At 58.9% G+C, this 23,357-nt stretch carries 21 protein-coding genes; 9 read left to right on the top strand and 12 right to left on the bottom strand.

What is annotated here, in order from left to right; all coding sequences use genetic code 11:
• Positions 1-3: 3 nt before the first annotated feature.
• The 3 genes from FBY04_RS10890 (at position 4) to pabB (ending at position 4,067) form a co-directional block, all read left to right on the top strand.
• Positions 4-1,539: an inactive transglutaminase family protein gene (locus tag FBY04_RS10890; RefSeq protein ID WP_084318759.1), complete on the top strand. Its 1,536-nt coding sequence runs from the start codon at positions 4-6 to the stop codon at positions 1,537-1,539.
• Entirely contained in the window at positions 1,539-2,525 is a 987-nt protein-coding gene (locus tag FBY04_RS10885) for an alpha-L-glutamate ligase-like protein (RefSeq protein ID WP_145315212.1), read from the top strand. Before FBY04_RS10890 ends, FBY04_RS10885 begins: the two co-directional genes overlap by 1 nt.
• A 204-nt stretch (positions 2,526-2,729) precedes the next feature.
• Positions 2,730-4,067, top strand: a complete 1,338-nt coding sequence (gene pabB / locus FBY04_RS10875; RefSeq protein WP_145315210.1) for an aminodeoxychorismate synthase component I — start codon at positions 2,730-2,732, stop codon at positions 4,065-4,067.
• 110 nt (positions 4,068-4,177) lie between these two features.
• On the opposite strand, the gene thrH is transcribed toward pabB, so the two are convergent.
• A complete protein-coding gene (thrH, locus tag FBY04_RS10870; protein ID WP_084318765.1) occupies positions 4,178-4,795 on the bottom strand; it encodes a bifunctional phosphoserine phosphatase/homoserine phosphotransferase ThrH in 618 nt (205 codons plus the stop codon).
• A gap of 172 nt (positions 4,796-4,967) precedes the next feature.
• On the opposite strand from thrH, the gene FBY04_RS10865 reads away from it, so the two are divergent.
• The 3 genes from FBY04_RS10865 (at position 4,968) to FBY04_RS10855 (ending at position 8,598) form a co-directional block, all read left to right on the top strand.
• On the top strand, positions 4,968-5,708 hold the full coding sequence (locus FBY04_RS10865; protein ID WP_008042297.1) for a phosphoadenylyl-sulfate reductase: 741 nt from the start codon (positions 4,968-4,970) through the stop codon (positions 5,706-5,708).
• Between the two features lie 568 nt (positions 5,709-6,276).
• On the top strand, positions 6,277-7,812 hold the full coding sequence (locus tag FBY04_RS10860; RefSeq protein ID WP_145315209.1) for an NCS1 family nucleobase:cation symporter-1: 1,536 nt from the start codon (positions 6,277-6,279) through the stop codon (positions 7,810-7,812).
• A 57-nt stretch (positions 7,813-7,869) separates the two neighbouring features.
• On the top strand, positions 7,870-8,598 hold the full coding sequence (locus FBY04_RS10855; RefSeq protein ID WP_084318769.1) for an aspartate/glutamate racemase family protein: 729 nt from the start codon (positions 7,870-7,872) through the stop codon (positions 8,596-8,598).
• Between the two features lie 46 nt (positions 8,599-8,644).
• Here FBY04_RS10855 and FBY04_RS10850 read toward each other — a convergent pair whose 3' ends face one another.
• Complete coding sequence (locus tag FBY04_RS10850; RefSeq protein ID WP_084318771.1) at positions 8,645-9,568, bottom strand: LysR family transcriptional regulator; 924 nt, start codon at positions 9,566-9,568, stop codon at positions 8,645-8,647.
• Between the two features lie 125 nt (positions 9,569-9,693).
• On the opposite strand from FBY04_RS10850, the gene FBY04_RS10845 reads away from it, so the two are divergent.
• Positions 9,694-10,440, top strand: a complete 747-nt coding sequence (locus FBY04_RS10845) for a 3-oxoacyl-ACP reductase family protein (RefSeq protein ID WP_145315208.1) — start codon at positions 9,694-9,696, stop codon at positions 10,438-10,440.
• A 167-nt stretch (positions 10,441-10,607) separates the two neighbouring features.
• Here FBY04_RS10845 and FBY04_RS10840 read toward each other — a convergent pair whose 3' ends face one another.
• Positions 10,608-11,303, bottom strand: coding sequence for an HAD-IA family hydrolase (locus FBY04_RS10840; protein ID WP_084318775.1), 696 nt, complete (start codon positions 11,301-11,303; stop codon positions 10,608-10,610).
• A 261-nt stretch (positions 11,304-11,564) separates the two neighbouring features.
• Here FBY04_RS10840 and FBY04_RS10835 point away from each other — a divergent pair, with 261 nt between their 5' ends.
• Both FBY04_RS10835 and FBY04_RS10830 read left to right on the top strand, forming a co-directional pair.
• Entirely contained in the window at positions 11,565-16,349 is a 4,785-nt protein-coding gene (locus tag FBY04_RS10835; RefSeq protein WP_145315207.1) for an RHS repeat-associated core domain-containing protein, read from the top strand.
• Positions 16,346-16,639, top strand: a complete 294-nt coding sequence (locus tag FBY04_RS10830) for a hypothetical protein (protein ID WP_145315206.1) — start codon at positions 16,346-16,348, stop codon at positions 16,637-16,639. The genes FBY04_RS10835 and FBY04_RS10830 overlap by 4 nt, the downstream gene beginning before the upstream one ends.
• Positions 16,640-16,756: 117 nt before the next feature.
• Here the strand turns inward: FBY04_RS10830 and FBY04_RS10825 are convergent, their stop codons facing one another.
• From FBY04_RS10825 to FBY04_RS10785, 9 genes are all read right to left on the bottom strand, one after another.
• Positions 16,757-16,972, bottom strand: a complete 216-nt coding sequence (locus FBY04_RS10825; protein WP_145315205.1) for a hypothetical protein — start codon at positions 16,970-16,972, stop codon at positions 16,757-16,759.
• A 101-nt stretch (positions 16,973-17,073) separates the two neighbouring features.
• On the bottom strand, positions 17,074-17,262 hold the full coding sequence (locus FBY04_RS10820) for a hypothetical protein (protein ID WP_084318782.1): 189 nt from the start codon (positions 17,260-17,262) through the stop codon (positions 17,074-17,076).
• A gap of 128 nt (positions 17,263-17,390) precedes the next feature.
• Positions 17,391-17,819, bottom strand: a complete 429-nt coding sequence (locus FBY04_RS10815) for a glycine zipper domain-containing protein (protein WP_145315204.1) — start codon at positions 17,817-17,819, stop codon at positions 17,391-17,393.
• Between the two features lie 190 nt (positions 17,820-18,009).
• Positions 18,010-18,381: a hypothetical protein gene (locus tag FBY04_RS10810; protein ID WP_008027331.1), complete on the bottom strand. Its 372-nt coding sequence runs from the start codon at positions 18,379-18,381 to the stop codon at positions 18,010-18,012.
• Positions 18,382-18,691: 310 nt separating this feature from the next.
• Entirely contained in the window at positions 18,692-18,880 is a 189-nt protein-coding gene (locus tag FBY04_RS10805) for a hypothetical protein (protein ID WP_084318785.1), read from the bottom strand.
• Positions 18,881-19,058: 178 nt separating this feature from the next.
• Complete coding sequence (locus FBY04_RS10800) at positions 19,059-19,379, bottom strand: YbjQ family protein (RefSeq protein ID WP_084318787.1); 321 nt, start codon at positions 19,377-19,379, stop codon at positions 19,059-19,061.
• Between the two features lie 300 nt (positions 19,380-19,679).
• The gene (locus FBY04_RS10795) at positions 19,680-20,393 is read right to left on the bottom strand and encodes a phosphocholine cytidylyltransferase family protein (RefSeq protein WP_145315203.1); all 714 of its coding nucleotides are present in this window, start codon (positions 20,391-20,393) and stop codon (positions 19,680-19,682) included.
• A gap of 34 nt (positions 20,394-20,427) precedes the next feature.
• A complete protein-coding gene (locus FBY04_RS10790) occupies positions 20,428-21,045 on the bottom strand; it encodes a gamma-glutamyl-gamma-aminobutyrate hydrolase family protein (protein ID WP_145315202.1) in 618 nt (205 codons plus the stop codon).
• Positions 21,042-23,357 (bottom strand): PEP-utilizing enzyme, encoded by a 2,316-nt coding sequence (locus FBY04_RS10785; RefSeq protein WP_145315201.1) that lies wholly within the window; start codon positions 23,355-23,357, stop codon positions 21,042-21,044. The genes FBY04_RS10790 and FBY04_RS10785 overlap by 4 nt, the downstream gene beginning before the upstream one ends.

Genomic DNA, 23,357 nt, shown 5'->3' with positions numbered 1-23,357 from the left:
CCAATGCGCTCTCTTACCCTTCATCTGAAAATGCTGATCGCCATCCTGGTGGTGCTGGGCATTTCAGTTACGGCCTATCAGATCTTCGTGCTTGGCATTCCGGTGACCGAAGATGCCACCGACGACTTGTGGAACATCGACGCCAAAGTCGAGTTCGTCCCGAATGCCAAGGACCCGGTCAAGATCCAGATGTTCGTGCCACCGCTGAGCCGCGACTACGTCAGCCTCAACGAAAGCTTTATTTCCAATAATTACGGCGTGGCCGTGAACCGTGTCGACGGTAACCGCAAGGTCACCTGGTCGGCGCGACGGGTGAAGGGCAACCAGACGCTTTATTACCGTCTGGTGCTGACCAAGCGCTATACCGGTGAAAAATCCAAGATCAAGGGCCCGACCTTCCGCGACAGCATTGCCGTCGAAGGCGCGGAAAAAGTCGCCGCCGAAGCCCTGCTCGCGCCGATTCGCCAGCACTCGGCCGATGTCGAAACCTTCATTGGCGAGGCGATCAAGCGGGTCAACAACGTCAATGACGACAACGTGAAACTGTTGCTGGGCGGCGACCCGTCCAGCGGGCACAAGGCCAAAATCGTCGAACTGGTACTGTCCATCGCCCACGTGCCGGTGGAAAAGGTCCACACCATTCGTCTGGTGGCCGACCAACCGCAAACGCCTGAGCTCTGGCTGCGCAGCTTCAACGGCACCGACTGGCTGTACTTCAACCCGGAAACCGGCGAACAAGGCCTGCCGACCGACCGCCTGCTGTGGTGGACCGGCGACGAAAACCTGATCACCGTCGATGGCGGCAAGAAAGCCACCGTCACCTTCAGCATGAACAACAGCGAAATGAACGCCATTCGCCTGGCCAAGCTGACCGACGAAAACACCGACGCCAACTTCCTCGAATACTCGCTGTATGGCCTGCCGCTGCAAACCCAGCAGACCTTCATGATCATGGTGATGATCCCGATCGGCGTGCTGGTGATCCTGATCCTGCGCAACCTGATCGGCTTGCAGACCCTCGGCACCTTTACCCCGGTGCTGATCGCCCTCGCCTTCCGCGAAACCCAGCTCGGCTTCGGCATTGTGCTGTTTACCATCATCACCGCACTGGGGCTGTCGCTGCGCTCGTACCTTGAGCATTTGAAACTGCAAATGTTGCCAAGACTGTCGGTGGTGCTGACATTTGTGGTGGTGCTGATCGCGGCGATCAGCCTGCTCAGCCATAAGCTCGGCCTGGAGCGCGGGTTGTCCGTGGCGTTGTTCCCGATGGTGATTCTGACCATGACTATCGAACGCCTGTCGATTACCTGGGAAGAACGCGGTTCCGGGCATGCGATGAAAGTGGCGATCGGCACCCTGTTTGCCGCCACCCTGGCGCACCTGATCATGAGCGTGCCGGAACTGATTTACTTTGTGTTCACCTTCCCGGCGGTCCTGCTGATTCTGGTGGGCTTCATGCTGGCGATGGGGCGCTATCGCGGTTACCGCCTGACTGAACTGGTACGTTTCAAGGCATTCCTGAAGAAGGCTGACGCCTGATGTTCGGCTTCTGGAAGACCTGGAAGGCCCTGGAAGCCCGGGGCATCATGGGGATCAATCGGCGCAACGCGGACTACGTGCTCAAGTACAACAAGCGCAGCCTGTACCCGATCGTCGATGACAAGATCATCACCAAGGAACGGGCGATCGCCGCCGGCATTCACGTGCCGGAACTGTATGGCGTGATCTCCACCGAGAAAGAGATCGACAACCTCGACGAGATCATCGGCGGGCGCAACGACTTCGTGATCAAACCGGCCCAGGGCGCCGGCGGCGATGGCATCATTGTGGTTGCCGACCGTTTCGAGGGGCGCTATCGCACGGTGTCCGGCAAGATCATCAGCCATGAGGAAATCGAGCACCATATCTCCAGCATCCTCACCGGCCTCTATTCACTGGGTGGTCACCGCGACCGTGCACTGATCGAATACCGCGTGACGCCCGATCAGATTTTCAAAAGCATCAGCTACGAAGGCGTGCCGGATATCCGCATCATCGTGCTGATGGGCTACCCGGTGATGGCGATGTTGCGCCTGCCGACGCGCCAGTCCGGCGGCAAGGCCAACCTGCACCAAGGCGCCATCGGCGTCGGTGTCGACCTCGCCACCGGCCTGACCCTGCGCGGTACCTGGCTGAACAACATCATCACCAAACACCCCGACACCACCAACGCGGTGGACGGTGTGCAGCTGCCCTACTGGGACGGCTTCATGAAACTCGCCGCCGGCTGCTATGAGCTGTGCGGGCTGGGTTACATCGGTGTCGACATGGTGCTGGACCAGAAAAAGGGGCCGCTGATTCTTGAGCTGAATGCCCGGCCGGGGTTGAACATCCAGATCGCCAATGATTGCGGCCTGACGTTGCGCACCCATGCGGTCGAGGCGCGGCTGGAGGAGCTGAAGGCTCGCGGGATTACCGAGTCGGTGCAGGAGCGGGTCGAGTTTGTTCAGGAGATGTTCGGACATATCCCAGCAGTTGAAGGCTGACCTTGTGGCGAGGGGGCTTGCCCCCGTGGGACTGCGCAGCAGGCCTGATTTTGGGGCCGCCCCGCAGCCCAACGGGGGCAAGCCCCCTCGCCACAGGTTCGTGCTACCGCTGCCGATCGGTCACTTCGCGACATCCCCTCTAGGAGCAATTCCCTGAGGGGACTACAATCGCCACCCCGCCTCGATGGCTGATCTGCCCCGCCCATGTTGACCTGTTCCGTACACCCCCTGCCCTATCTCGCCAATCCCGCCGAGTACTTCGCGGCGATCCGTCATGCCCCCGGTGCCGTGCTGCTCGACAGCGGCCGACCAACGGCTGATCGCGGACGTTATGACCTGCTCAGTGCCTGGCCACTCGAGCAACTGACGGTGTTGCCTGACGAAAGTGGCAGCGATTTCCTGCAGCGTCTGCGCACCCATCTGACACGACTGGGCGAAGCGACTGTTCCGCATGATCTGCCCTTCGCTGGCGGTTTGATGGGCTATCTGAGCTATGACTTCGGTCGGCATCTGGAAAGCCTGCCGAGCCAGGCACAAGATGATCTGCAGTTGCCCGATGCGCGTTTCGGACTGTACGACTGGGCGCTGATCAGCGATCACCAACGAATGACCAGTCAATTGGTGTTCCACCCGTCACTGATCGACAGCGAACGTCAACGGCTGATGACGCTGTTCACTCAACCTGCGGTCGCAGCGGCCCAGGCATTTCAACTGAAAACGCCGATGCATGCCGATCTGAGCGCTGATCAATATCGCCGGGCACTGGAGCGTATTCAGCAGTACATCCAGGCTGGTGACTGCTACCAGGTCAACTTCGCCCAGCGTTTTCGCGCCGAGTGCGAAGGTGATCCGTGGGCCGCTTACTGCGCGTTGCGTGCAGCATGTCCGACGCCCTTCTCCGGCTTCCAGAGCCTGCCCGACGGTGGCGCGGTGCTGAGCCTGTCGCCTGAACGCTTCGTCAAAGTCAGCGAACGCCACGTTGAAACCCGCCCGATCAAAGGCACCCGCCCTCGCGGCCTGACCGATGCGGAAGATGCGGCGAACGCCGCCGAATTGTTGGCCAGCCCCAAGGACCGCGCGGAAAACCTGATGATCGTCGACCTGTTGCGCAATGATCTGGGCCGGACTTGCCGCATCGGCTCGGTACGAGTGCCGGAATTGTTCAGCCTGGAAAGTTACCCGAACGTGCATCACCTGGTGAGCAGCGTGACGGGCGAACTGGCGGATGACCGTGATGCCCTGGACCTGATCGCCGGCAGCTTCCCGGGCGGCTCGATTACCGGCGCCCCGAAAATTCGCGCGATGCAGATCATCGATGAGCTGGAGCCGACCCGACGCGGGTTGTATTGCGGTTCGTTGCTGTATCTGGACGTGCGCGGCGAGATGGACAGCTCCATCGCGATCCGCAGCTTGCTGGTGAAGGATGGGCAGGTGTGTTGCTGGGGCGGCGGCGGGATCGTGGCGGATTCGGAGTGGCAGGCCGAGTATCAGGAATCGATTACCAAGGTGAAGGTGTTGCTCGACACCCTGCAAAACCTTTAACAGCATCGCCAGCAAGCCGGCTCCTACGGGTTTTGTGTTGATCGCGTCATCGTGGTTCCACACAAAACCCGTAGGAGCCGGCTTGCTGGCGAAGGCATCATGTCAGGCGACTACAAACTCAACGCCCGATTCGAAGCCTTGATGAACTCCTGCTTCAAATCCTCAAACGTGTGCACCGCCGGGAACTGCGGAAACTCGCGAATCACGTTATCCGGCGCATGGAACAGAATCCCCGCATCCGCCTCGCCCAGCATCGTGGTGTCGTTGTACGAGTCTCCCGCAGCAATCACCCGGTAATAAAGGCTCTTGAACGCCAAAACCGACTGACGCTTCGGATCTTTCTGACGCAACTGATAGCTCGTTACCCGCCCGGTATCGTCGGTAATCAGACGATGGCAAAGCAAGGTCGGGAAGCCCAACTGGCGCATGAGCGGCTGCGAGAACTCGTAGAACGTATCCGACAGAATCACCACCTGAAAGCGCTCGCGCAGCCAGTTGACGAACTCGGCAGCACCGTCCAGCGGCTTGAGCGTGGCAATCACTTCCTGGATGTCGGTGAGTTTCAGGCCATGTTCGTCGAGGATCCGCAGGCGCTGCTTCATCAGCACGTCATAGTCGGGAATGTCCCGGGTGGTGGCCCTGAGGGATTCGATCCCGGTTTTTTCGGCGAAGGCGATCCAGATTTCCGGGACCAGCACACCTTCAAGATCCAGACAGGCAATTTCCACAAGACACTCCCATTTGTATTGATTATTGAGTCGAGCGAGCAAAAGGACTGCCGAACTCTAGCGACTCGGGCGGGGCTGCGCAACGCAGAGGGCGCGCCAGCCACTGCAGGATTTTGTTACCATCAGCCCATATAGAGCGCCCAGCGCCACCGACCTGTAGGAAGCCGCCCTGATGAGCCCATCGTTCGATGTCGTGGAACTCGCCACGACCTATGCCAACAAATCCGCCCAGGACATCCTGAAACTCGCGTTTGCCGAGTTCGGCGATGACCTGTGGATATCTTTCAGCGGCGCCGAAGACGTGGTGCTGGTGGACATGGCCTGGAAGCTGAACAAGAACGTCAAAGTGTTCAGCCTCGACACCGGCCGCCTGCATCCCGAGACTTACCGCTTCATCGATCAGGTGCGCGAGCACTACAAGATCGACATCGAACTGGTGTCGCCGGACTACACGAAACTTGAACCGTTCGTGAAGGAAAAAGGCCTATTCAGCTTCTACAAGGACGGCCATGGTGAATGCTGTGGCATCCGCAAGATCGAACCTCTGCGCCGCAAGCTGTCGGGCGTGACCGCCTGGGCCACCGGCCAGCGTCGGGACCAGAGCCCTGGCACCCGCAGCGCCGTCGCGGTGCTGGAAATCGACACCGCCTTCTCCACCCCGGAACGCACCCTGTACAAATTCAACCCGCTGGCGCAAATGACCAGCGAGGAAATCTGGGGTTACATCCGCATGCTTGAGCTGCCGTACAACAGCCTGCATGAGCGCGGCTTCATCAGCATCGGCTGCGAGCCGTGCACCCGCCCGGTACTGCCAAACCAGCACGAGCGTGAAGGTCGTTGGTGGTGGGAAGAGGCAACGCAGAAAGAATGCGGGTTGCATGCCGGTAATATCATCAGCAAGTCCAAAGCCTGATCCCGCCTGGCGAATTTCCTGTAGGAGCCGGCTTGCTGGCGATAGCGATTTTCCAGTCAAGAAGCTGTGGCTGACACACCGCTATCGCCAGCAAGCCAGGCTCCTGCAGGTTTCGTGACCAGCCCCATTAAATGTGTACACACGAATGTCACCATAGGTGCCATTAATGTGTGCACTTTTTGTTTCGACGCCCCAAATGGTTACATCCTCCCTTCCTGAATTCCTCTGTAGACCTTCCCCGCGAATCCCGCTGAAAAATAAATACCTGTTCATCCGGTCAATTTATATCACCTGAATTTCAATCACTTATTGCACATCAATAACAAAACGAAATTAGCAGCGAAAATCATAGACCTCTGGCTGGCATGGATCTGGCTTATGTGCATACATGTTTTGTATACAATCAAATCAAAACATACACACACTTTAGATCCGCAAGCCTGAAGCGCCCTATCCCGTACAGGCTGCAGATGCCCCGTAACCAATGACGCTTGTTGCCCGCGACGAAGATTTGTCGAGCCTACGCTCATGCACAGTCATCGCGACGCCAAGCTCGGAGCCTGCCGGAATGCGTACTCGCCTCCCTGATAACAACATCGCGCTGGATCTGTCCTCCTTTCCACCTACTGCTCACGATAAAACCTTTCAAGAACCCGTGGTGCTCAGCCCGCGCCTGCACAATAAAGACCTGGCGCCGACCAAAGCCGAAGGCCGGCGCTGGGGGCGCTACAGCATCTTTGCCCTGTGGACCAACGACGTTCACAACATCGCCAACTACTCCTTCGCCATCGGTTTGTATGCGCTGGGCCTGGGCGGCTGGCAGATTCTGCTGTCGCTCGGGATCGGTGCGGCGCTGGTGTATGGCTTCATGAACTTGTCCGGCTACATGGGCCAGAAAACCGGGGTGCCGTTTCCAGTCATCAGCCGGATCAGTTTCGGTATCCACGGGGCGCAAATTCCTGCACTGATCCGCGCCGTTATCGCCATCGCCTGGTTCGGCATTCAGACATACCTGGCCTCGGTGGTGTTTCGCGTGCTGCTGACGGCAGTGCATCCGGGCTTCGCCGACTACGACCACAATTCGATCCTCGGTCTGTCGAGCCTGGGCTGGGTGTGTTTCGTTGCCATCTGGCTGGTGCAACTGGCGATCCTTGCCTACGGCATGGAGATGGTGCGGCGCTACGAAGCGTTTGCCGGACCGATGATTCTGCTGACCGTCGCGGCCCTCGCCGCCTGGATGTACTTTCAGGCCAACGCGACCATCGCCTGGTCGATCCGCGAGCCGCTGACCGGCGGCGAGATGTGGCGCAACATCTTCGCCGGTGGTGCATTGTGGCTGGCAATCTACGGCACGCTGATTCTCAATTTCTGCGACTTCGCCCGCTCTTCGCCATGCCGCAAGACGATCCAGGTCGGAAATTTCTGGGGCCTGCCGGTGAATATCCTCGTGTTCGCCGGCATCACCGTCCTGTTGTGCGGTGCGCAATTTCAGATCAACGGCCGGATCATCGAAAGCCCGACTGAAATCATTGCGTCGATTCCCGACACCTTCTTTCTGGTACTCGGGTGCCTGGCGTTCCTGATCGTCACCGTGGCGGTGAACATCATGGCCAACTTCGTCGCCCCGGCCTTCGTCCTCAGCAACCTGGCGCCGAAGTACCTGACCTTCCGCCGCGCCGGGCTGATCAGTGCGACCATTGCGGTGCTGATCCTGCCATGGAACCTCTACAACAGCCCGCTGGTGATCGTGTATTTCCTGTCCGGCCTCGGCGCCCTGCTCGGCCCGTTGTACGGCGTGATCATGGTCGACTACTGGCTTGTACGAAAAGGTCAGGTCAACGTGCCGCAGTTGTACAGCGAGGACCCCGACGGCGCTTATTACTACAGCCGTGGCGTCAACTTACGTGCGGTGGCGGCGTTCACTCCTGCAGCGCTGATCGCCATCGTCCTGGCGCTGGTGCCGGGTTTCCACCTCGTATCGCCCTTCTCCTGGCTCATTGGCGCCGGCATTGCCGGGATGCTTTACCTGATCATCGCCAAGCGGCAGCCCCACTACGCGGACGTCAACGGCGAAGCCATCGCAGTCGACAACGTCAGCCATTAACCCCATGACGGCCCGGCACCGTCGGGCCGCAGAACCACCCCGCTATAAGGACTTCCCATGCGAATTCTCGTGGTCAACGTCAACACTACTGAATCCATCACCCAGGCCATTGCCCGTTCGGCACAAGCCGTGGCCGCGCCCGGTACCGAAATCATCGGCCTGACCCCACATTTCGGCGCCGACTCCATCGAAGGCAATTTCGAAAGCTACCTCGCCGCTATCGCGGTGATGGACCGGGTGATGTCCTACGATCAGCCTTTCGATGCGGTGATCCAGGCCGGTTATGGCGAGCACGGTCGAGAAGGGTTGCAGGAGTTGCTCAATGTGCCGGTGGTGGACATCACCGATGCCGCCGCGAGCACGGCGATGTTTCTTGGCCATGCCTATTCGGTCGTCACTACGCTGGACCGAACGGTGCCGCTGATCGAAGACCGCCTGAAACTCTCCGGCCTCTGGGACCGATGCGCATCGGTGCGGGCCAGTGGCCTCGCGGTGCTGGAGCTGGAATCCGATCCGCAGCGGGCGCTGGAAGCGATTGTTGGTCAGGCTGAACGGGCGGTGCTTGAGGACAAGGCCGAGGTGATTTGCCTCGGCTGCGGCGGGATGGCCGGGCTGGACGAACAGATTCGCCGGCGCACCGGGGTTCCGGTGGTGGATGGTGTGACAGCGGCGGTGACCATTGCCGAATCGCTGGTGCGATTGGGGTTGTCGACGTCGAAAGTGCGGACGTACGCGACGCCGCGGCCGAAGAACATTATTGGGTGGCCGGGCCGGTTTGGGCGTTGAGTTTGCACCGTTAGACCCAGTCGACACCATCGCGAGCAAGCCAACCTCATAGAGCACTAAACCGCCGCCCCAACCCCTGCTCCGCAAACTGCTCAATAATGAAATCGACAAACGCCCGGGTCTTGCCCGGCAACAATTTGTGCTCCGCGTAATAGATAGAAATGTTGCCATCGTCGACGTACCAATCGGGCAACACCCGCTGCAACGTCCCGGCCTCCAGGTACCCCGCAGCAAACGGCATGCTCACCAGCGCAATGCCCAACCCCTGAGTCGCGGTCGCACAGGCAGCTTCCGAATCGCTCATGGTCATCCGCGCCTTGAGCGTCAGAGGACTGTGTTGCTGAGTGCGACTGGTCAACTGCCAGGAACGCACGCGCCCCGTCTGCGGCGACCGAATGAGGATGCCATCGTGATGTTTGAGATCATCGGGTTCGACGATCGCCTCACGCCCTGCCAGATACTCGGCTGAAGCCACCAATACCCGATGGGCCGGCGTCAGCTTGCGCGCCACGACGCCTTGCGGCAGCTCGAATCCCCCTCCTATCGCGGCATCGAATCCCTGAGCGATCAGATCGACCTGTCGGTTATCGAAGTGCCAATCCGGGTTGATCGCCGGAAACCGCCGCAGAAACTCACCCAGCAAAGGCACGACATACAATCGTCCGAACACCGTGCCCATGCTGACTTTCAGCGTACCGGCCGGACGCCCTTCGGCGCTGGCAAGGTTAGCCACCGCATTCTGGATCGTGAGCAAGCTGGAGCTAACTTCGCCGAGAAACAACTGACCGGCCTCGGTCAACGTCAGGCTGCGGGTGCTGCGCTGGAACAACCGCACACCGAGGTGCGCCTCAAGTTTTGCCACACTCTTGCCCACCGCGGCGGGTGTCAGGCTCAGTCGCCGCGCAGCTTCGGCAAAGCTGCCGACTTCCGCGCTGCGCACGAAGCATTCGATACTGCTGAAGGTTTCCATAGGCGTCACTATAAACTTCTGGTTTACACAGACTATCGCAATTACCGGCTACTCAGCGTGTAATCAGAATTCGATACTAGCCTCCATCAACCGAGACATCTCGCCTCGGGACTTTGGAGATCAGCATGACTACTCAGAACCTCAGCGGCAAAGTGGCTTTGATTCAAGGCGGTTCCCGCGGCATCGGCGCAGCCATCGTCAAACGCCTGGCCGCCGAAGGCGCAACCGTTGCCTTCACCTACGTCAGCTCCACGGCCAAGGCCGAAGAGCTGCAAAACAGCATCACCGGCAACGGCGGCAAAGCGCTGGCGATCAAGGCCGACAGTGCCGACGCCGAGGCCATCCGCAACGCCGTGAGCGCCACCGTCAAAGCCTTCGGTCGCCTGGACATCCTGGTCAACAACGCTGGCGTGCTGGCCGTTGCCCCGCTGGAGGATTTCAAACTCGAAGACTTCGACCAGACGCTGGCGATCAACGTACGCAGCGTGTTCATCGCTACCCAGGCCGCCGCGAAACACATGACCGAAGGCGGTCGCATTATCAACATCGGCAGCACCAATGCCGACCGCATGCCCTTCGCCGGTGGCGGCCCGTACGCCATGAGCAAAGCGGCACTGGTCGGCCTGACCAAGGGCCTGGCCCGTGACCTCGGCCCGCGCGGGATTACGATCAACAACGTGCAACCGGGCCCGGTCGATACGGATATGAACCCGGCCAGCGGCGACTTCGCCGAAAGCCTGATCCCGCTGATGGCGGTGGGTCGTTACGGCAAAGCGGAAGAGATCGCCAGTTTCGTCGCCTACCTTGTGGGGCCGGAAGCGGGCTATATCACAGGGGCGAGCCTGACCATCGACGGTGGTTTCGGCGCTTGATGAGTTAAACGCAAATCAAATGTGGGAGCGGCGGTGCGACGATTCGACTTGCTCGCGAAGAGGGAGTGCCTGGCAACAATTATGTCGACTGATACGACGCCTTCGCGAGCAAGTCGAATCGTCGCACCGCCGCTCCCACATTTGCCGGTTTCTTCCTGCGTGTCGTGTTAGGCCCACTCGAGCGCGGGCAAACCACATGCACTCGGTTTGAACGCTTTCAGCGTACGAAGAATGCCATCAGCGTGTGCGTATTTTTCGTCAGCCATCGCCGCATCGGGAATCGCAATCGCCGTCATCCCCGCCGCTTTCGCCGCCGTGACACCGAACGGCGAATCTTCGAACACCAGGCAATCCTCAGGCGCCACGCCCAGGCGTCGTGCTGCCGTGAGGAAAATATCCGGCGCGGGCTTGGCTGCACCGACCTCCGGGTCATCGGCCGTCACGATGAAGTCGAACAACGCAAACCAGTCGCGATGCAACGTGGTTTTCTGGCCAAACGACTGACGCGAAGAACTCGTGCCCACTGCAATCGGAATGTTGTTGGCCTTCAAGTGCCGAACCAGTTCCTCTGCCCCCGGCATCGCCAACGCTGTAGGAAAACGCTCGCGCATCAGCGGCTCGCGGATCACCAGAAACTCCTCGGCAGTGATCGGCAGTTCCAGCGCCTCGACCACATAACGCGCCAGATCGCCCGCGCCACGGCCGATGATGTTCTGCTTGACGCTCCAGTCGAAGGTCCGGCCATAGCGCCCGGCAATGATCGACGTCACCTCGGTGTAAATGCCCTCGGTGTCCAGCAGCAAGCCGTCCATATCGAAAATCACGGCTTTGATCGGGCCGAACTCTTTCAGCGGTGCATTCATCGCATCTGATCCGTTTTTAATGACATCCCGACCGATTCAGGTACGGCTGAATCGCGGATTGGATTAAAGGGTTCAGCAGCATAACGAGCGCGGCCGACATTGAGCAACGGGCAATCTCCCGACGCCGACAGAACCTGTTCCAAAGCGCTGCCCATGATTTAGCGATTCGCCCTACACCAAACGCCTCCTTTCCCGACTTCTTTCCCTGTTGATCCCCCGCAAAGTCTCGCGATCAAAATCGACCCGCGCGAGGGACTGCGAATGTTCAACCCCGACAAGGTCCTGGCCTTGAACAACGCCATCGGCCTGATCGTGGTCGCCGCCATGAACCCCGGACAACCGGACGTCGAGGCGCTGCTTGGGGATTTTCGTCTCTGCCTCAATGACTACGAAGCCTGGGCGGAAAATTTCTGGACCAGTTGGGCGCTGGACGTCGAGCAGGTGTTCAAGGTCGGTGACGACGTTCGCTTGAGCGCACCGAAGAATTCTACCGGCCCCATCAGCTCGACCCTCGCCACGTGCCCGGCCAGCGGCCCTTTGACCCTGGTGCACATGTTTGACACGGCGCGCTTTGTGCCGATTGGCGATACGCCAGTGATGCTCGAACCCCTGCTGGCCGAGGACAAAGGCGTACCGACGTTTGGCGAGGCGATTCACAAAGTCATTGGCCCCAGCGGCATTCTCGAAATCCCTGAATGCTGGCGTGGCCAGCGATACCGCATCACATTTTTTCCCGACGTTTCCGTCGCCCACGTCAAAGCGCTTTACGCCTCTTATCAAAGCGTGATCGACGAACTTGAAGGTTGGTTGCGCAACGAGTGGACGACCGAGTTTGAGCCCTTGTGGGCTGGGTTTACCGAGGCCGGGTTCACTGAGCGCTATGGCCTGCTGCAACAGGCCGATTGGCGTGGTTTCGAGAAGTCGCTGCACGGCTTGTGGGATGACGTGAAGCAGGTCTTTGCCCTGATGGCCGACCTGCAAGCCAACAGCGAAAAACTCCTTGAGTACCTGAGCGAGGTTGAGCTCGAAACGCTGCTGAACGCGTCGGCGGAAGCCATCGCCAACGTGTTGCTGGTGTTGAGCGATGAACCGTTGATGTTCATCCATCTCGCGGCCTTCACCAGTTGGTTGCGCCTGTTGCCGCCGCAGTTCGTCGCCGAGGTGGTGGCGGACATTCGCACAGAGGTACTGATCGGTTTCCTGCTGGTGCGCCTCACGGGTCCTGCAGGCTTGACCGTCGGCATGAGCGCCAAAGTACTGGGCAAGATCAAGTCCGAGCGTGCACGACAATGGCTGGCGGCGGCGAGTGTGCGACTGGCCGGGGTTACGACGGGCGCTGATCTTACCCGTCACGCGGGCGCGCTTAAACCATTGATGGTCAACGCCAGGAATGCGCCATTCAAACCTGCGCCAGCGGTTCCACTGCACATCAACGACGGTCAATCAGCGGCTGTGCAGGTCAACAATCCGCTCGCCATTGCCCGCAACAAGTCCGAAGCCAAGACCCGCCTGAGCCGGCAGGAACATCGCGATGATGCCTCCGCCCCGGCGAAAAACCCGAACGGCGACAGTGTCGATTCAGCGGACAACACCGCGACCAACGGCTGCCCGGTGTCGATGGTCACCGGCGAAGAACTGCTGACCCTGATCGATGGCTCGCTGGATGGTCTGTTGCCGTTCGAGTTCACCCGCGTGTACCGCACCAGTGCCGCCGAAATCGACGGAGGGCTCGGATTTGGCTGGAGTCATTCCCTGGCGCATCGGCTGGAAATCGATGGCGACATCGTCAGCTGGATCGACCACGAAAACCGTCGCATCACTTTCCCGCTGCCAGACAGCGAACGACCGGCCATCCACAACAGCCTGTCGCGGGCGGCGATTTATCTGGGGGACGAGCCGGAAGAACTGATGCTCGCACTGGCCGGCGAAACAGTGCGCTTTTACCACTTCCGGACAGGACGACTGACGGCCATCAGCGACGCCTATGGCAATCGGCTGACAGTGCAGCGCGACAGGTCCGACAGAATCAAGCGCCTCGACAATGGCGCCGGGCGCTCACTGCGATTGCGCTATGACCGCCGGCACCTCGCTGCCGTCGAGTATCAGAGCTTTCATCCAGCCGCCACGCTGGAAGACGCCTGGCACACCGAACAAACACTGGTTGCCTACCGTTACGACGCCTGCCATCGGTTGATCGAAGCCACCAATGCCCTCGGTGAAAGCGAACGCTACGACTACGACGACCAGCAGGTCATTTTGCAGCGGCAGCTGGCCGGTGGCGCGAGTTTCTTCTGGGAGTGGGAAAGGTCCGGCAAGGCCGCGCGATGCGTCCGACATTGGGCGTCGTTTTCACAAATGGATACGCGGTACGTCTGGGATGACAACGGTGGCGTGCAGGTAAAAAACGTCGATGGCAGCGAAGCGTTTTACCAGCACGATCATCAGGCGCGGCTCGTGCGGCGGGTTGAACCGGACGGAGCGGAACACTGCAACGCCTATGACGAAAAAGGCCGGCTGATTGCCGAAAAGAATCCGCTGGGGGCGATTACCCAATACCGCTATGACGAAATCGGGCGACTGATTGCCCTGGCTCCACCTGAAGGCGAGCCGACGTCCTACGAATACCGCCATGGTTTCCTGCATGCGCAGTCTCGCGGCAAAGCGGTGTGGAGGTACCAGCGCAATGCCCAGGGGGACGTCACCGAAGCGACCGATCCTGACGGGCAAGTCACCCATTATCACTACGACGGAAAAGGTCGGCTGCTCTCGGCCCGTTACCCAGACAACAGTCGGCATCTACTCGTCCGCAATGCCCTGGGCCAGTTGATCGAAGAGACCTTGCCGGATGGCAGCCAACGGCGTTTTTCCTACGACATGCTTGGCCGGCAGACTACTCGTCAGGACGAGCACGGTGCCGTCACCCGGTACGAATGGGACGCCGTTGGACGACTGCTCCAGACGACGTTTCCCACAGGTGCCACTCGCGCCTTCAGCTACAACGCCTACGGCAAGATCGTTGCCGAACGTGATGAGCTGGGCCGCATCACCCGTTTTGAATACACCGATGATCTGCACCTGATCAGCCGCAGGATCAATCCCGACGGCACGCAACTGCTTTACCGCTACGACAACGCGCAGTTACTGCTGACCGGGATCGAAAACGAATCCGGCGAGCAATATCAGCTGGACTACACACCCAATGGATTGATCCGACAGGAAACCGGGTTCGATGGCCGTCGCACCGCCTATGCCTACGACCTCAACGGTCATCTGCTGGAGAAAACCGAGTTCGGTGATGACGACTCGACACTGATTACCGCTTATCAACGGGATTCGACTGGACGCTTGCTGGTCAAGACGCTGCCGGACGGCGTCAGCGTCGAGTACCGCTATGACAGCCTTGGGCGGTTGATCAGCGTCGATGACGGACATGACCACCCGCTGGAGTTCGCGTACGACCAACAGGACCGGCTGGTCACCGAACACCAAGGATGGGGCACGTTGCGCTATGGCTACGATGCCTGTGGACAACTCAATCACCTGCGTCTGCCGGACAACAGCAAACTCGATTTCCACCATGCCAAGGGTGGCGCACTGACGGCCATTGACCTCAATGGGGCTCGCCTGACGTCGCATACCTTGGTCGCCAATCGCGAACAGACCCGCCGACAGGGCCTGTTGCTCAGCGAGTACCAGTACGACGACCAGGGACGTTTGAAGGCCCACGCTGTAAGCCGACAGCAGCAATCGCTGTATCGCCGCGATTTTGCCTACAGCGCCAATGGCAATCTCGACAGCATCGCCGACTCCCGGCACGGCCAGCGCAGCTACCGCTACGACCCGCTCGACCGGCTGATTTGCGTCCGCCACTCCCGCGATCACCAACCGGAAACCTTCGCCCACGACCCGGCCGGAAACCTGCTGATGCAGGATCGCCCCGGCGTAGCGAAGGTGCTGGGTAATCGCCTGCTGAGACAAGGCGACCGGCATTACGATTACGACGCCTTCGGCAACCTCAGCCGCGAACTGATTGGCACTGGGCAAAAACTTGTCACCGAATATCGTTACGACTGCCAGCATCGGCTGATCGGCGTCACCCTGCCCGACGGTCGTTGCGCGAGTTACCGCTATGACGCCTTCGGCCGTCGTATCAGCAAAACGGTCGACGGCAAAACCACCGAGTTCTTCTGGCAGGGCGACAACCTCGTCGCCGAAAGCAGCCGCGAGCATTACCGCAGTTATGTCTACGAACCGGGCAGCCTGCGGCCGCTGGCCATGCTCGACGGCAAAGGTCCGCGCAAGGCTTGCCCGTTTTACTACCAGCTCGACCATCTCGGTACACCGCAAGAGCTCACGGATTACAGCGGCGACATCGTCTGGGCCGCCCGATACACCGCCTACGGCCGCCTCACCCGACTGAACCGGAACACCCACCAGATCCTTGACCAGCCATTGCGGTTTCAGGGTCAGTATTTCGACGCCGAGAGCGGCCTGCATTACAACCGGCATCGGTATTACCAGCCGGAGGTCGGACGGTATTTGACGCCGGATCCGAGCAAACTGGCCGGAGGATTGAACCAGTATCAGTACACGCGAAACCCGACGGGGTGGGTCGATCCGTTGGGGTTGAGTGATTGTCCGGGGGCGGGGAAATGCGGGGCGGCGGTTGGGGTTGAGGAACCGGCAGGGAAAGTTAAGGTTGTTGCTGGAGAGCCGAAACTTCCCTTCCCGGAAACAGTTGGCTGGACACCACACGGTTACAAGCACACACCCTCAAAAAAAATGACTTGGGGGGAAACGATAACCTCAACCAAGTCGGGGCCCGCCAAATACAAGCACGGTATTGATATTGAGAGTATGGAACGAGAGGCCTATAAAACCGGAACCGCTGCAACCAATGGAAAACCTTGGAAAGTGAAAGAATACGGAACTGACATCGGCGCGAGCGAAGGGAAACCAAGTCGCTGGATACGGATAGAATTAAGCGCCAAAACAATTCACGGGCACCCGATTTCAGAGAACGAATTCAGGAGACTAATGAAGTGATTGACCTAACATTCATCACGGGAAAAATCACTCACGACGATCTTTCTCCACTGAACAATATCGATCCTTCCTATCAGATCGAATCTCTGAAGGAAGACTTGCTGCAAGTAGAGTACCCGGCATCGATGCTGTTGGATGTCGGTTGGTACCCTTCATTCAATATAACTGGGTGTTTTCAGATTAGAGTAATCAAGGAATATGACTGGGATACGCCGCTATTCTCTTCGCAAGCAAACACCGTTCAGTCACTCATCGAAGAGATGATCATTGCGCAAAAAATCATCAACTAACGTAATCTTCCGCTTCACGTTTCTCACACAACAATTATGAAAAAGCCCAGCAACGTTCAGCGCTTGCTATTTGACGGTGGCGCTCTCGACAATCATCGACGCACCACCTCACACCTATCAACTCGGCTCGTCAGAACCCTCCTTCCCCGCAATATCCGGATCATCAGGAAGCGCTTCAACATCAGTATCGCTGCGCTTTACATCACCGTCAGGCACCTGTTCCACACCAGGCTCATCATCCGGCGGCCGCTGATCGCGACTCAGGGAATCAGTCGGCGAAGGCAGCGGATACTCAGGGGTATCGTCGTCGGTGTCTTTGGGGTCAGCGTTCATAAAGCACCTCTCAAGGGGCCTGAAAAACAAGTTTTTGATGACAGCGTGACGAACGCAGTTCGATCAGGGGGACGATCGGTCGCCCCGATCGCAGCGGCCGATCATTGCTCGTCTTCGTCGTCATCCTCGTCTTCAAACTCTGTCTGGCCGACGTCGCCCGCATCATCGGCATCGTTGAGCGGCACCGTCGCATCATCCATCAGCGACCCCGGATCTTCATTACCCGGATCATTGATAAACGGCAGTCCGCTCGGACCTTTTTCTTCCTTGCCTTCGGTTTCAGGTGTCATGGCATACCCCTCGATATTCAGGTGTGTATGAAGTTCGAGGCAACCTGAGGGCCAAACGTTCCGGAGTACTTCTCACGAAAACGAAAAACCCGGCGCCAGGCCGGGTTTCTAGTGTCATTCGCTATCGGTCAGCGATGTTTATTCCTGTGTTTATTCTTGTGTTTGTTTTTGTATCCGTTTCCGGAATGGGAACTGCCGCTGTCGGTGCCCAGGTTGTTGCCCACCGCGCCACCCGCTGCACCACCCAGGCCTGCGCCAATGGTAGAGCCGGTCGAACCACCGAGGCTGTTACCAATCACCGAGCCACCCGCCGAGCCCAAACCACCACCGATGGCCGCTTCGGTGCGACTGCCTTTAGACGCGCCAACCGCACTGCCCGCCGCGCCACCCACACCTGCGCCAATCGCTGCACCTGAGCTGCCGCCCATTTGCCGGCCGACCACGTCACCCAGCGCACCGCCAATACCACCGCCAACAGCTGCGGTGCCATCACCGGCAGCCATCGCACCTTGAGCGACCAAAAGTCCCAGAAACAACGTGGACAATGTCAAACGCATGATATGAACCTCTAATTCCGCATCGGGGGAAAGGAACGCGCTGCGGATGGGGCGGAGTCTAGCACCTGTCCCCGCTGAATCCGCTCAGCGATGACGTTTGGACAGCTTAAGATGCGCTAGATGCGAAGAAGAAACAGCCAGATACAAAAAGCCCGGCATCAAGCCGGGCTTTTGAACTGATCTCGCAGAATCAGTGGCCCTTGTGGCCCTTGCCCAGGTTACTGCCAACGCCACCGCCCAACGCACCGCCCAGGCCTGCGCCGATGGTCGAACCGGTCTTGCCGCCCAGGCTGTTGCCGATTATCGAGCCGCCCGCAGCACCCACGCCGCCGCCGATGGCCGCTTTGGTGCGGCTGCCTTTGCGTGCTCCAACAGCGCTGCCGGCGGCGCCCGCGACACCAGCACCAATCGCAGCGCCAGTGCTGCCGCCCATGCTTTGGCCGACCACATTACCCAGCGCGCCACCCAGACCGCCACCCAGTGCGGCAGTGCCGTCGCCAGCAGCCATTGCACCTTGAGCAACCAAAAGCCCCAGAACCAGAGCGGGCAGTGTTAAACGCATGACAAGAACCTCAAAAATAGGGGGAAATCAAAAAGGGTCGAGATTGAATGCTTTAGCGGCGAGAAAGTCCAGACACACAGCCCCAACCTCACCATTGGCGACGGTTGGACAACGTTTATGGAAAAGGTTTTATGACAGGCAAAAAAAAGCCCGCTGGGGAAACGGGCCAGGTGTTGCTTTCTAACGGATGAGTTGAGACTACGTAAGACCTTGTGAAAACTTTGTGAAAAAACCGGACGAAAAAACAGGCATCAGCAAAATCATTCAGGCATAAAAAACCCCGCTCGATGACGGGGTCTATTCATGGCAGCTACTTCCTGACCGGAGCCGCTACCTTGGGTAAAAATTTAGCCTTCGGTCCCTGGCGCACCATCGTCTTCATCTTGCCGAGCTTGACCTTGTCGTCACCAAAGCCCGAGTCATAGTCTGTCTGGCCACACTGCACGCAATTGTTGATCGGAAATTCAGCACCGTCGTCTTCGATATACGGATCAGTCATCTTTTCACCCCTCTCAAAAGCGGGATCGACACCGGCAAGCCCTATTTGCCTGAAACATATCGACCACCAAGCTTTTGAGACTAGTCGGTCACTACCGGACTTGTAATTCAGATTTCCCGATGCCCGACGAATGGCCCACCTCGCTTCCTACAAACCAACACATCAATTCGTACCGGACTCACCTCAGTTTAACGGCTGTCCCGGTGACGAAAACCACCACCATCCCGCCCTTCCCGGCCGGCATGCTGATCTCATAATCAAGCCCCACCACAGCATCGGCCTGAATCGCCCGCGCCCGTTCCTTGATCTCATCGGTCGCCTGAATCCGCGCTTCCTTCAACGCACGCTCCAATGTCTGAGAGCGCCCGCCGAAGAAGTCGCGCATTCCGGCGAACATGTCCCGAATAACGTTGACGCCCTGTACCGACTCGGCGCTGACGATGTCCAGGTAAGCCGTGATTTGCCGACCTTCGATGGCGTGGGTTGTGGTGGTGATCATGGGATTTCCTTTTTCAGGGCCTTGGGACTCAAGGCAACCGGGATAAATAGAGAGCCAGCGCATCAAACGCCGGCAACGTAACAGGATCGTTAGCCGAGTTGCTGGCAACGGGATGAGAAGCGTCCGGGAAGGTTGCAGCGGGGATACAGTGGCAAGCGAACAAACAGCGAACATCGACATTGCTGCGATCGGCATCAATAGCCGGCGGGATGCAGCAACGGGATGAGGCATGGTTTCAATTCCGTTCGAGGGAGCCTGACAATATCTCAAGGGGCGAGAATGCAGATTCCGGGCTCCTGATTATTGATACAAAAAGAGATCCTCGGCAGAGTCCACCTCGCCCCACTCTCCACTGTAGGCCACGGCCAGTATTGGAACCCGCCCCGCATCAATGACTTGCTGAAGGGTGTTCGTCATATGCACTTTGTCACTTTGTTCCGGGGTTAAAGCCGAGCGAAGGCGCACGACTTCTGTCCAACCTTCAGGCGTGAAGCGCAAAAGCCCCATGTATTGGCCTTGAACATCGTCGACTGATTGCGGCTTGTTGCCGATTTCAGCCAAGGTGTTATCGGAGGTCAGGCGGAACGTTTCGGCGTCCAGTAACGGGTCGCCAAAACGCTCGGTCCAAAGTGCCAGCCAATTCGGGTCATAGGTGACGGCCAGGGAAGCCTTGCATGCCATCAACGACTGAACCGCTGCGGGACTGTAGAAGATGTCGGAATAACTCACGATGCACGGTTCGTTCTGCAGCCAGGCTTCAGCACAGGCCAATGACGACACCATGTTGGTTTGCGCCCAGCGTGGATTATGAAATTCGATCAACCCTTGCTCTGCCAGCAACTCGCGCTTGTACCCAGTCACAATGGCTATCTCGCCAATGCCTGCCTCGCGCAGCGCCGCAAGCTGCCACTCCAGCAGAGTCTTGCCACGCAATTCGACCATGCACTTCGGACGTTCATCCGTGAGACTTTTCATACGGCTGCCACGTCCGGCAGCCAGAATAATGGCTTTCACAACAGTCCTTCCTCATGAATGTCTTGAAGTCGTTTTACTGACCAAACAATTGCTGCAGTCGATGAACGTCGTGTGGAGCCCAGACGTCCTCTCGTTCCGGGTGCCACATCCAGCCCTCCCAAGGAAGGCTGCGGTGCCGGATGGCTTCGATTTCCCCATCGCCACTGCACGCCAGGACCTCGAAACCTTCCGGGCAACCGGCAAGCGCATAACCGTGATAACTGTTCACCTCGGCTACGATTTTTCCTGTCAGTTGATGCCGGGTTCGCACATGACCGGTCACCGGTTTCAGCCCGCCACCCGACCAGTGCGCAATCATCTGCATGCCCCGACAGATTCCGAGTACGGGCAGACTGTGGGATCGTGCATGGGCAAGCAATCGGCCTTCGGTCAGGTCGCGTGACGAGCATTGGCCGACGTCATTGCCTCCCGACAGCACGATGGCCTGTGGCGATACCGTGTGCAGCCAGTCATGGAGGGCGTCCTGAGTCAGCTTTCCGTCGGTGGTTTGCAGACATAACCCGTTGGGTACCGGCACCGGCAAAAAGCCGACAGCCACAAGAAAGGCGATCAGACGCTGGTCAATTGCATCGCGGCTTTCACCGCGTTCGGGAAATACGTCAACACGCTGACTGAGGGCAACGACTTTCATGCCAGCATCTCCACGCAACGTCCTGGACAGTCCAGGTGCAAGCGCTGCGCCGCCGACCAGCGGCGATAGAGGACCTCGCCGGCACCAATCACTGCTGGCAAGCCAAGTTCTCCTGCGCGAATCGCCATGTGCGAGTTGGCGCCGCCCCAAGCCGTTATCAGCCCGGCAATCGGGTAGGCAAACAACCAATCGAACCCGGGGTCCGCGTTGGGAATGCAGACAATCGCACCGGCGAGTCTTTCTCGGTCATCACTGCCCACCACAGGTGCAGTCACCTGCTTCTGGGTGATGAAGTTGGGGGCTGTTTCCGGCCATTCGAAAGACCAGACATCCTCAGGTCGGGTAATCACCGGCGGTAGCGATACCTTGAGCGTCTCTGCGTGGCGGGCCTTGCCCTGCTCAATGCTGCGCAACAGCACGTCGTTCGGATTGACAGCCGCGACATGCAGTTCCTTGAAGACACTGATATCGCAATAGGCCATGTCTTCACGGCTTATGCCGTGCTGGGCCCCCACTTGCGCGATCAATGCCAGGGCATCCGAAAGATTGCGGGTGAAGTGGAACTTGGCCAGCTCCCGCAACTCGATTCCTGCTTGCATGAAGTCCAGCAAGCCAACTGGATCGGGCTGCAAGCCGTGTGATTCCAGTTGCTTCACGATTTCGCGCATTTGTGGAAGGGTCAGCGAAAACGGTTGAACGGGCTCCGGGATAGAAGGACGTTGAGTCCAGTCGAAGTAAAGTTCCGGCGCTTCATCGTAACGGGGCGAAAGGATGTCGTAGGTGCCCGGGCGCAAGTGGCCGTATCGCGCGAGGAACGTCGCCTTGTCCAATGTCGCACGGTCACGTGCCAACTGCCCGCTGACAGTCGACACTCCACCCATGAAACAATCGTAGTCAGCCTGCGAGAGCACACCCACCGTCATCAGGGATTTGAGCATCTGCACCGCGACGAAGCCGGCGCGGGCCAGACCGGCGAATGGCAGGGTTCCGTAGCGCTTGGCATCCTCCAGCAGCCAGTAAATCCGTTCCAGAGGGTCGGCGTTGGAGGCCAGCAAGGCCTCACGTCGCGCATTCAGCGTATCGAGTTTGTTGGCATCCGCGCGCCACAAGCCATCCTTTGGATGGACGATGCGGTTGGTCAACTTGCGCAAACTGCTGCTGATGGCCTCCAGTTCATGCTCCAGAAAACCGGCACTGGCCAGGCGCTCCAGCCGTTGCGACAAATCCAGTGTGTAGCACGAGAACACAATCTCGAACTCCACTTTGTCGTGCAACGTCGGTTCGGACAGCAGCCGATCGATATAGTGATCGACCAGACGCCCCGCCAACCCCTCATCGAGGTCTGCCGGGATGAACGAGTTGAAGGACAACCGCACATCGATGTAGGGCAGCCCGAAAAAGTGCGGCATCAGCGGAAAGCTGCGCAAGTTGCGGTAGCCGTAATTATGGCGCTGATAGGCCCAGATCGAGTCAGTCACCAAATCCCGGTAAAGCGATAGCGCCAGTGGCTTGGGACGGATACCGATAATCTCGGCCGGATTCCAGTCCGGCATCACGCCATAGACGGTTCGCTGACCGATCAGGAACGGATGCGGCTGCATGCCCCGCGCCACCTTGCTTTGAATGTTTTGCAATCGGTCTGCTTGTGCTGTTTCCGACTCCGGGGGGGCTGGCAAAATCAGTGGTCGGGCCTGTAATAACCACAATACCTCGCCTTCAGCCTCCCGCGTGACTGCGAACTCACAGTCGATCGGTGTCCCCTCGAACAACCCCAGCAACTCTTCGAGCAAGGTCATGACGGGGGCCATATCCGGCGGTGGCGACACTTGGCTGTGTGCCGCCTGCTGCCAGAGCCGGCCGCCCATACCACCGGTGACCGATGCCGTGTCATGGCCTTCCGTCCAGTTCACCACCCGATACGGCGCGCAGGTATTCGGATCATGGGAAAAGGCCATGCCGGAACGAACGACATTGCTCAACATCGGTTGAATCAGAACTTCGTCTCCCAGGTTTGCATCGCCATAACTGGCTATGACCTGTTCAACCGCCGATTCCAATCCTGCTTCATGGATGTCAGGTAGCGAGAGAAAAGCACCCGCACAGGAGGCTTGTTCGCCGTCTTCGCGCAGACAACTGGAGCGCACGATCCAGGGGCCGGCTTCCAGCCGTCCCTGAATGTCGCGATAACAGGCGTGTCGCCCCATCTGCCAGTCCCTCACGGTGAATGACAGCAGTGGAGCAATACGCGCGGACGTGAGTCGCTCTTGCAGGCCGGCAAGCGTACCGGCCTTGGTGGAAAATCGCAGAACCAT

This window comes from Pseudomonas sp. SJZ080 (assembly GCF_007828295.1).
Taxonomy (GTDB): domain Bacteria; phylum Pseudomonadota; class Gammaproteobacteria; order Pseudomonadales; family Pseudomonadaceae; genus Aquipseudomonas; species Aquipseudomonas migulae_A.
This window is presented reverse-complemented; position numbering and strand designations above follow the sequence as displayed.

Coding starts and splice junctions, on each gene's coding strand:
- FBY04_RS10785 (WP_145315201.1), bottom strand. CDS start 23,357: ATGGTTCTGCGATTTTCCACCAAGGCCGGTACGCTTGCCGGCCTGCAA.
- FBY04_RS10800 (WP_084318787.1), bottom strand. CDS start 19,379: ATGATCACCACCACAACCCACGCCATCGAAGGTCGGCAAATCACGGCT.
- FBY04_RS10820 (WP_084318782.1), bottom strand. CDS start 17,262: ATGACACCTGAAACCGAAGGCAAGGAAGAAAAAGGTCCGAGCGGACTG.
- FBY04_RS10850 (WP_084318771.1), bottom strand. CDS start 9,568: ATGGAAACCTTCAGCAGTATCGAATGCTTCGTGCGCAGCGCGGAAGTC.
- FBY04_RS10860 (WP_145315209.1), top strand. CDS start 6,277: ATGCGTACTCGCCTCCCTGATAACAACATCGCGCTGGATCTGTCCTCC.
- FBY04_RS10825 (WP_145315205.1), bottom strand. CDS start 16,972: ATGAACGCTGACCCCAAAGACACCGACGACGATACCCCTGAGTATCCG.
- FBY04_RS10890 (WP_084318759.1), top strand. CDS start 4: ATGCGCTCTCTTACCCTTCATCTGAAAATGCTGATCGCCATCCTGGTG.
- FBY04_RS10835 (WP_145315207.1), top strand. CDS start 11,565: ATGTTCAACCCCGACAAGGTCCTGGCCTTGAACAACGCCATCGGCCTG.
- FBY04_RS10790 (WP_145315202.1), bottom strand. CDS start 21,045: ATGAAAGTCGTTGCCCTCAGTCAGCGTGTTGACGTATTTCCCGAACGC.
- FBY04_RS10815 (WP_145315204.1), bottom strand. CDS start 17,819: ATGCGTTTGACATTGTCCACGTTGTTTCTGGGACTTTTGGTCGCTCAA.
- FBY04_RS10840 (WP_084318775.1), bottom strand. CDS start 11,303: ATGAATGCACCGCTGAAAGAGTTCGGCCCGATCAAAGCCGTGATTTTC.
- FBY04_RS10855 (WP_084318769.1), top strand. CDS start 7,870: ATGCGAATTCTCGTGGTCAACGTCAACACTACTGAATCCATCACCCAG.
- FBY04_RS10810 (WP_008027331.1), bottom strand. CDS start 18,381: ATGCGTTTAACACTGCCCGCTCTGGTTCTGGGGCTTTTGGTTGCTCAA.
- FBY04_RS10885 (WP_145315212.1), top strand. CDS start 1,539: ATGTTCGGCTTCTGGAAGACCTGGAAGGCCCTGGAAGCCCGGGGCATC.
- FBY04_RS10865 (WP_008042297.1), top strand. CDS start 4,968: ATGAGCCCATCGTTCGATGTCGTGGAACTCGCCACGACCTATGCCAAC.
- FBY04_RS10805 (WP_084318785.1), bottom strand. CDS start 18,880: ATGACTGATCCGTATATCGAAGACGACGGTGCTGAATTTCCGATCAAC.
- FBY04_RS10845 (WP_145315208.1), top strand. CDS start 9,694: ATGACTACTCAGAACCTCAGCGGCAAAGTGGCTTTGATTCAAGGCGGT.
- pabB (WP_145315210.1), top strand. CDS start 2,730: ATGTTGACCTGTTCCGTACACCCCCTGCCCTATCTCGCCAATCCCGCC.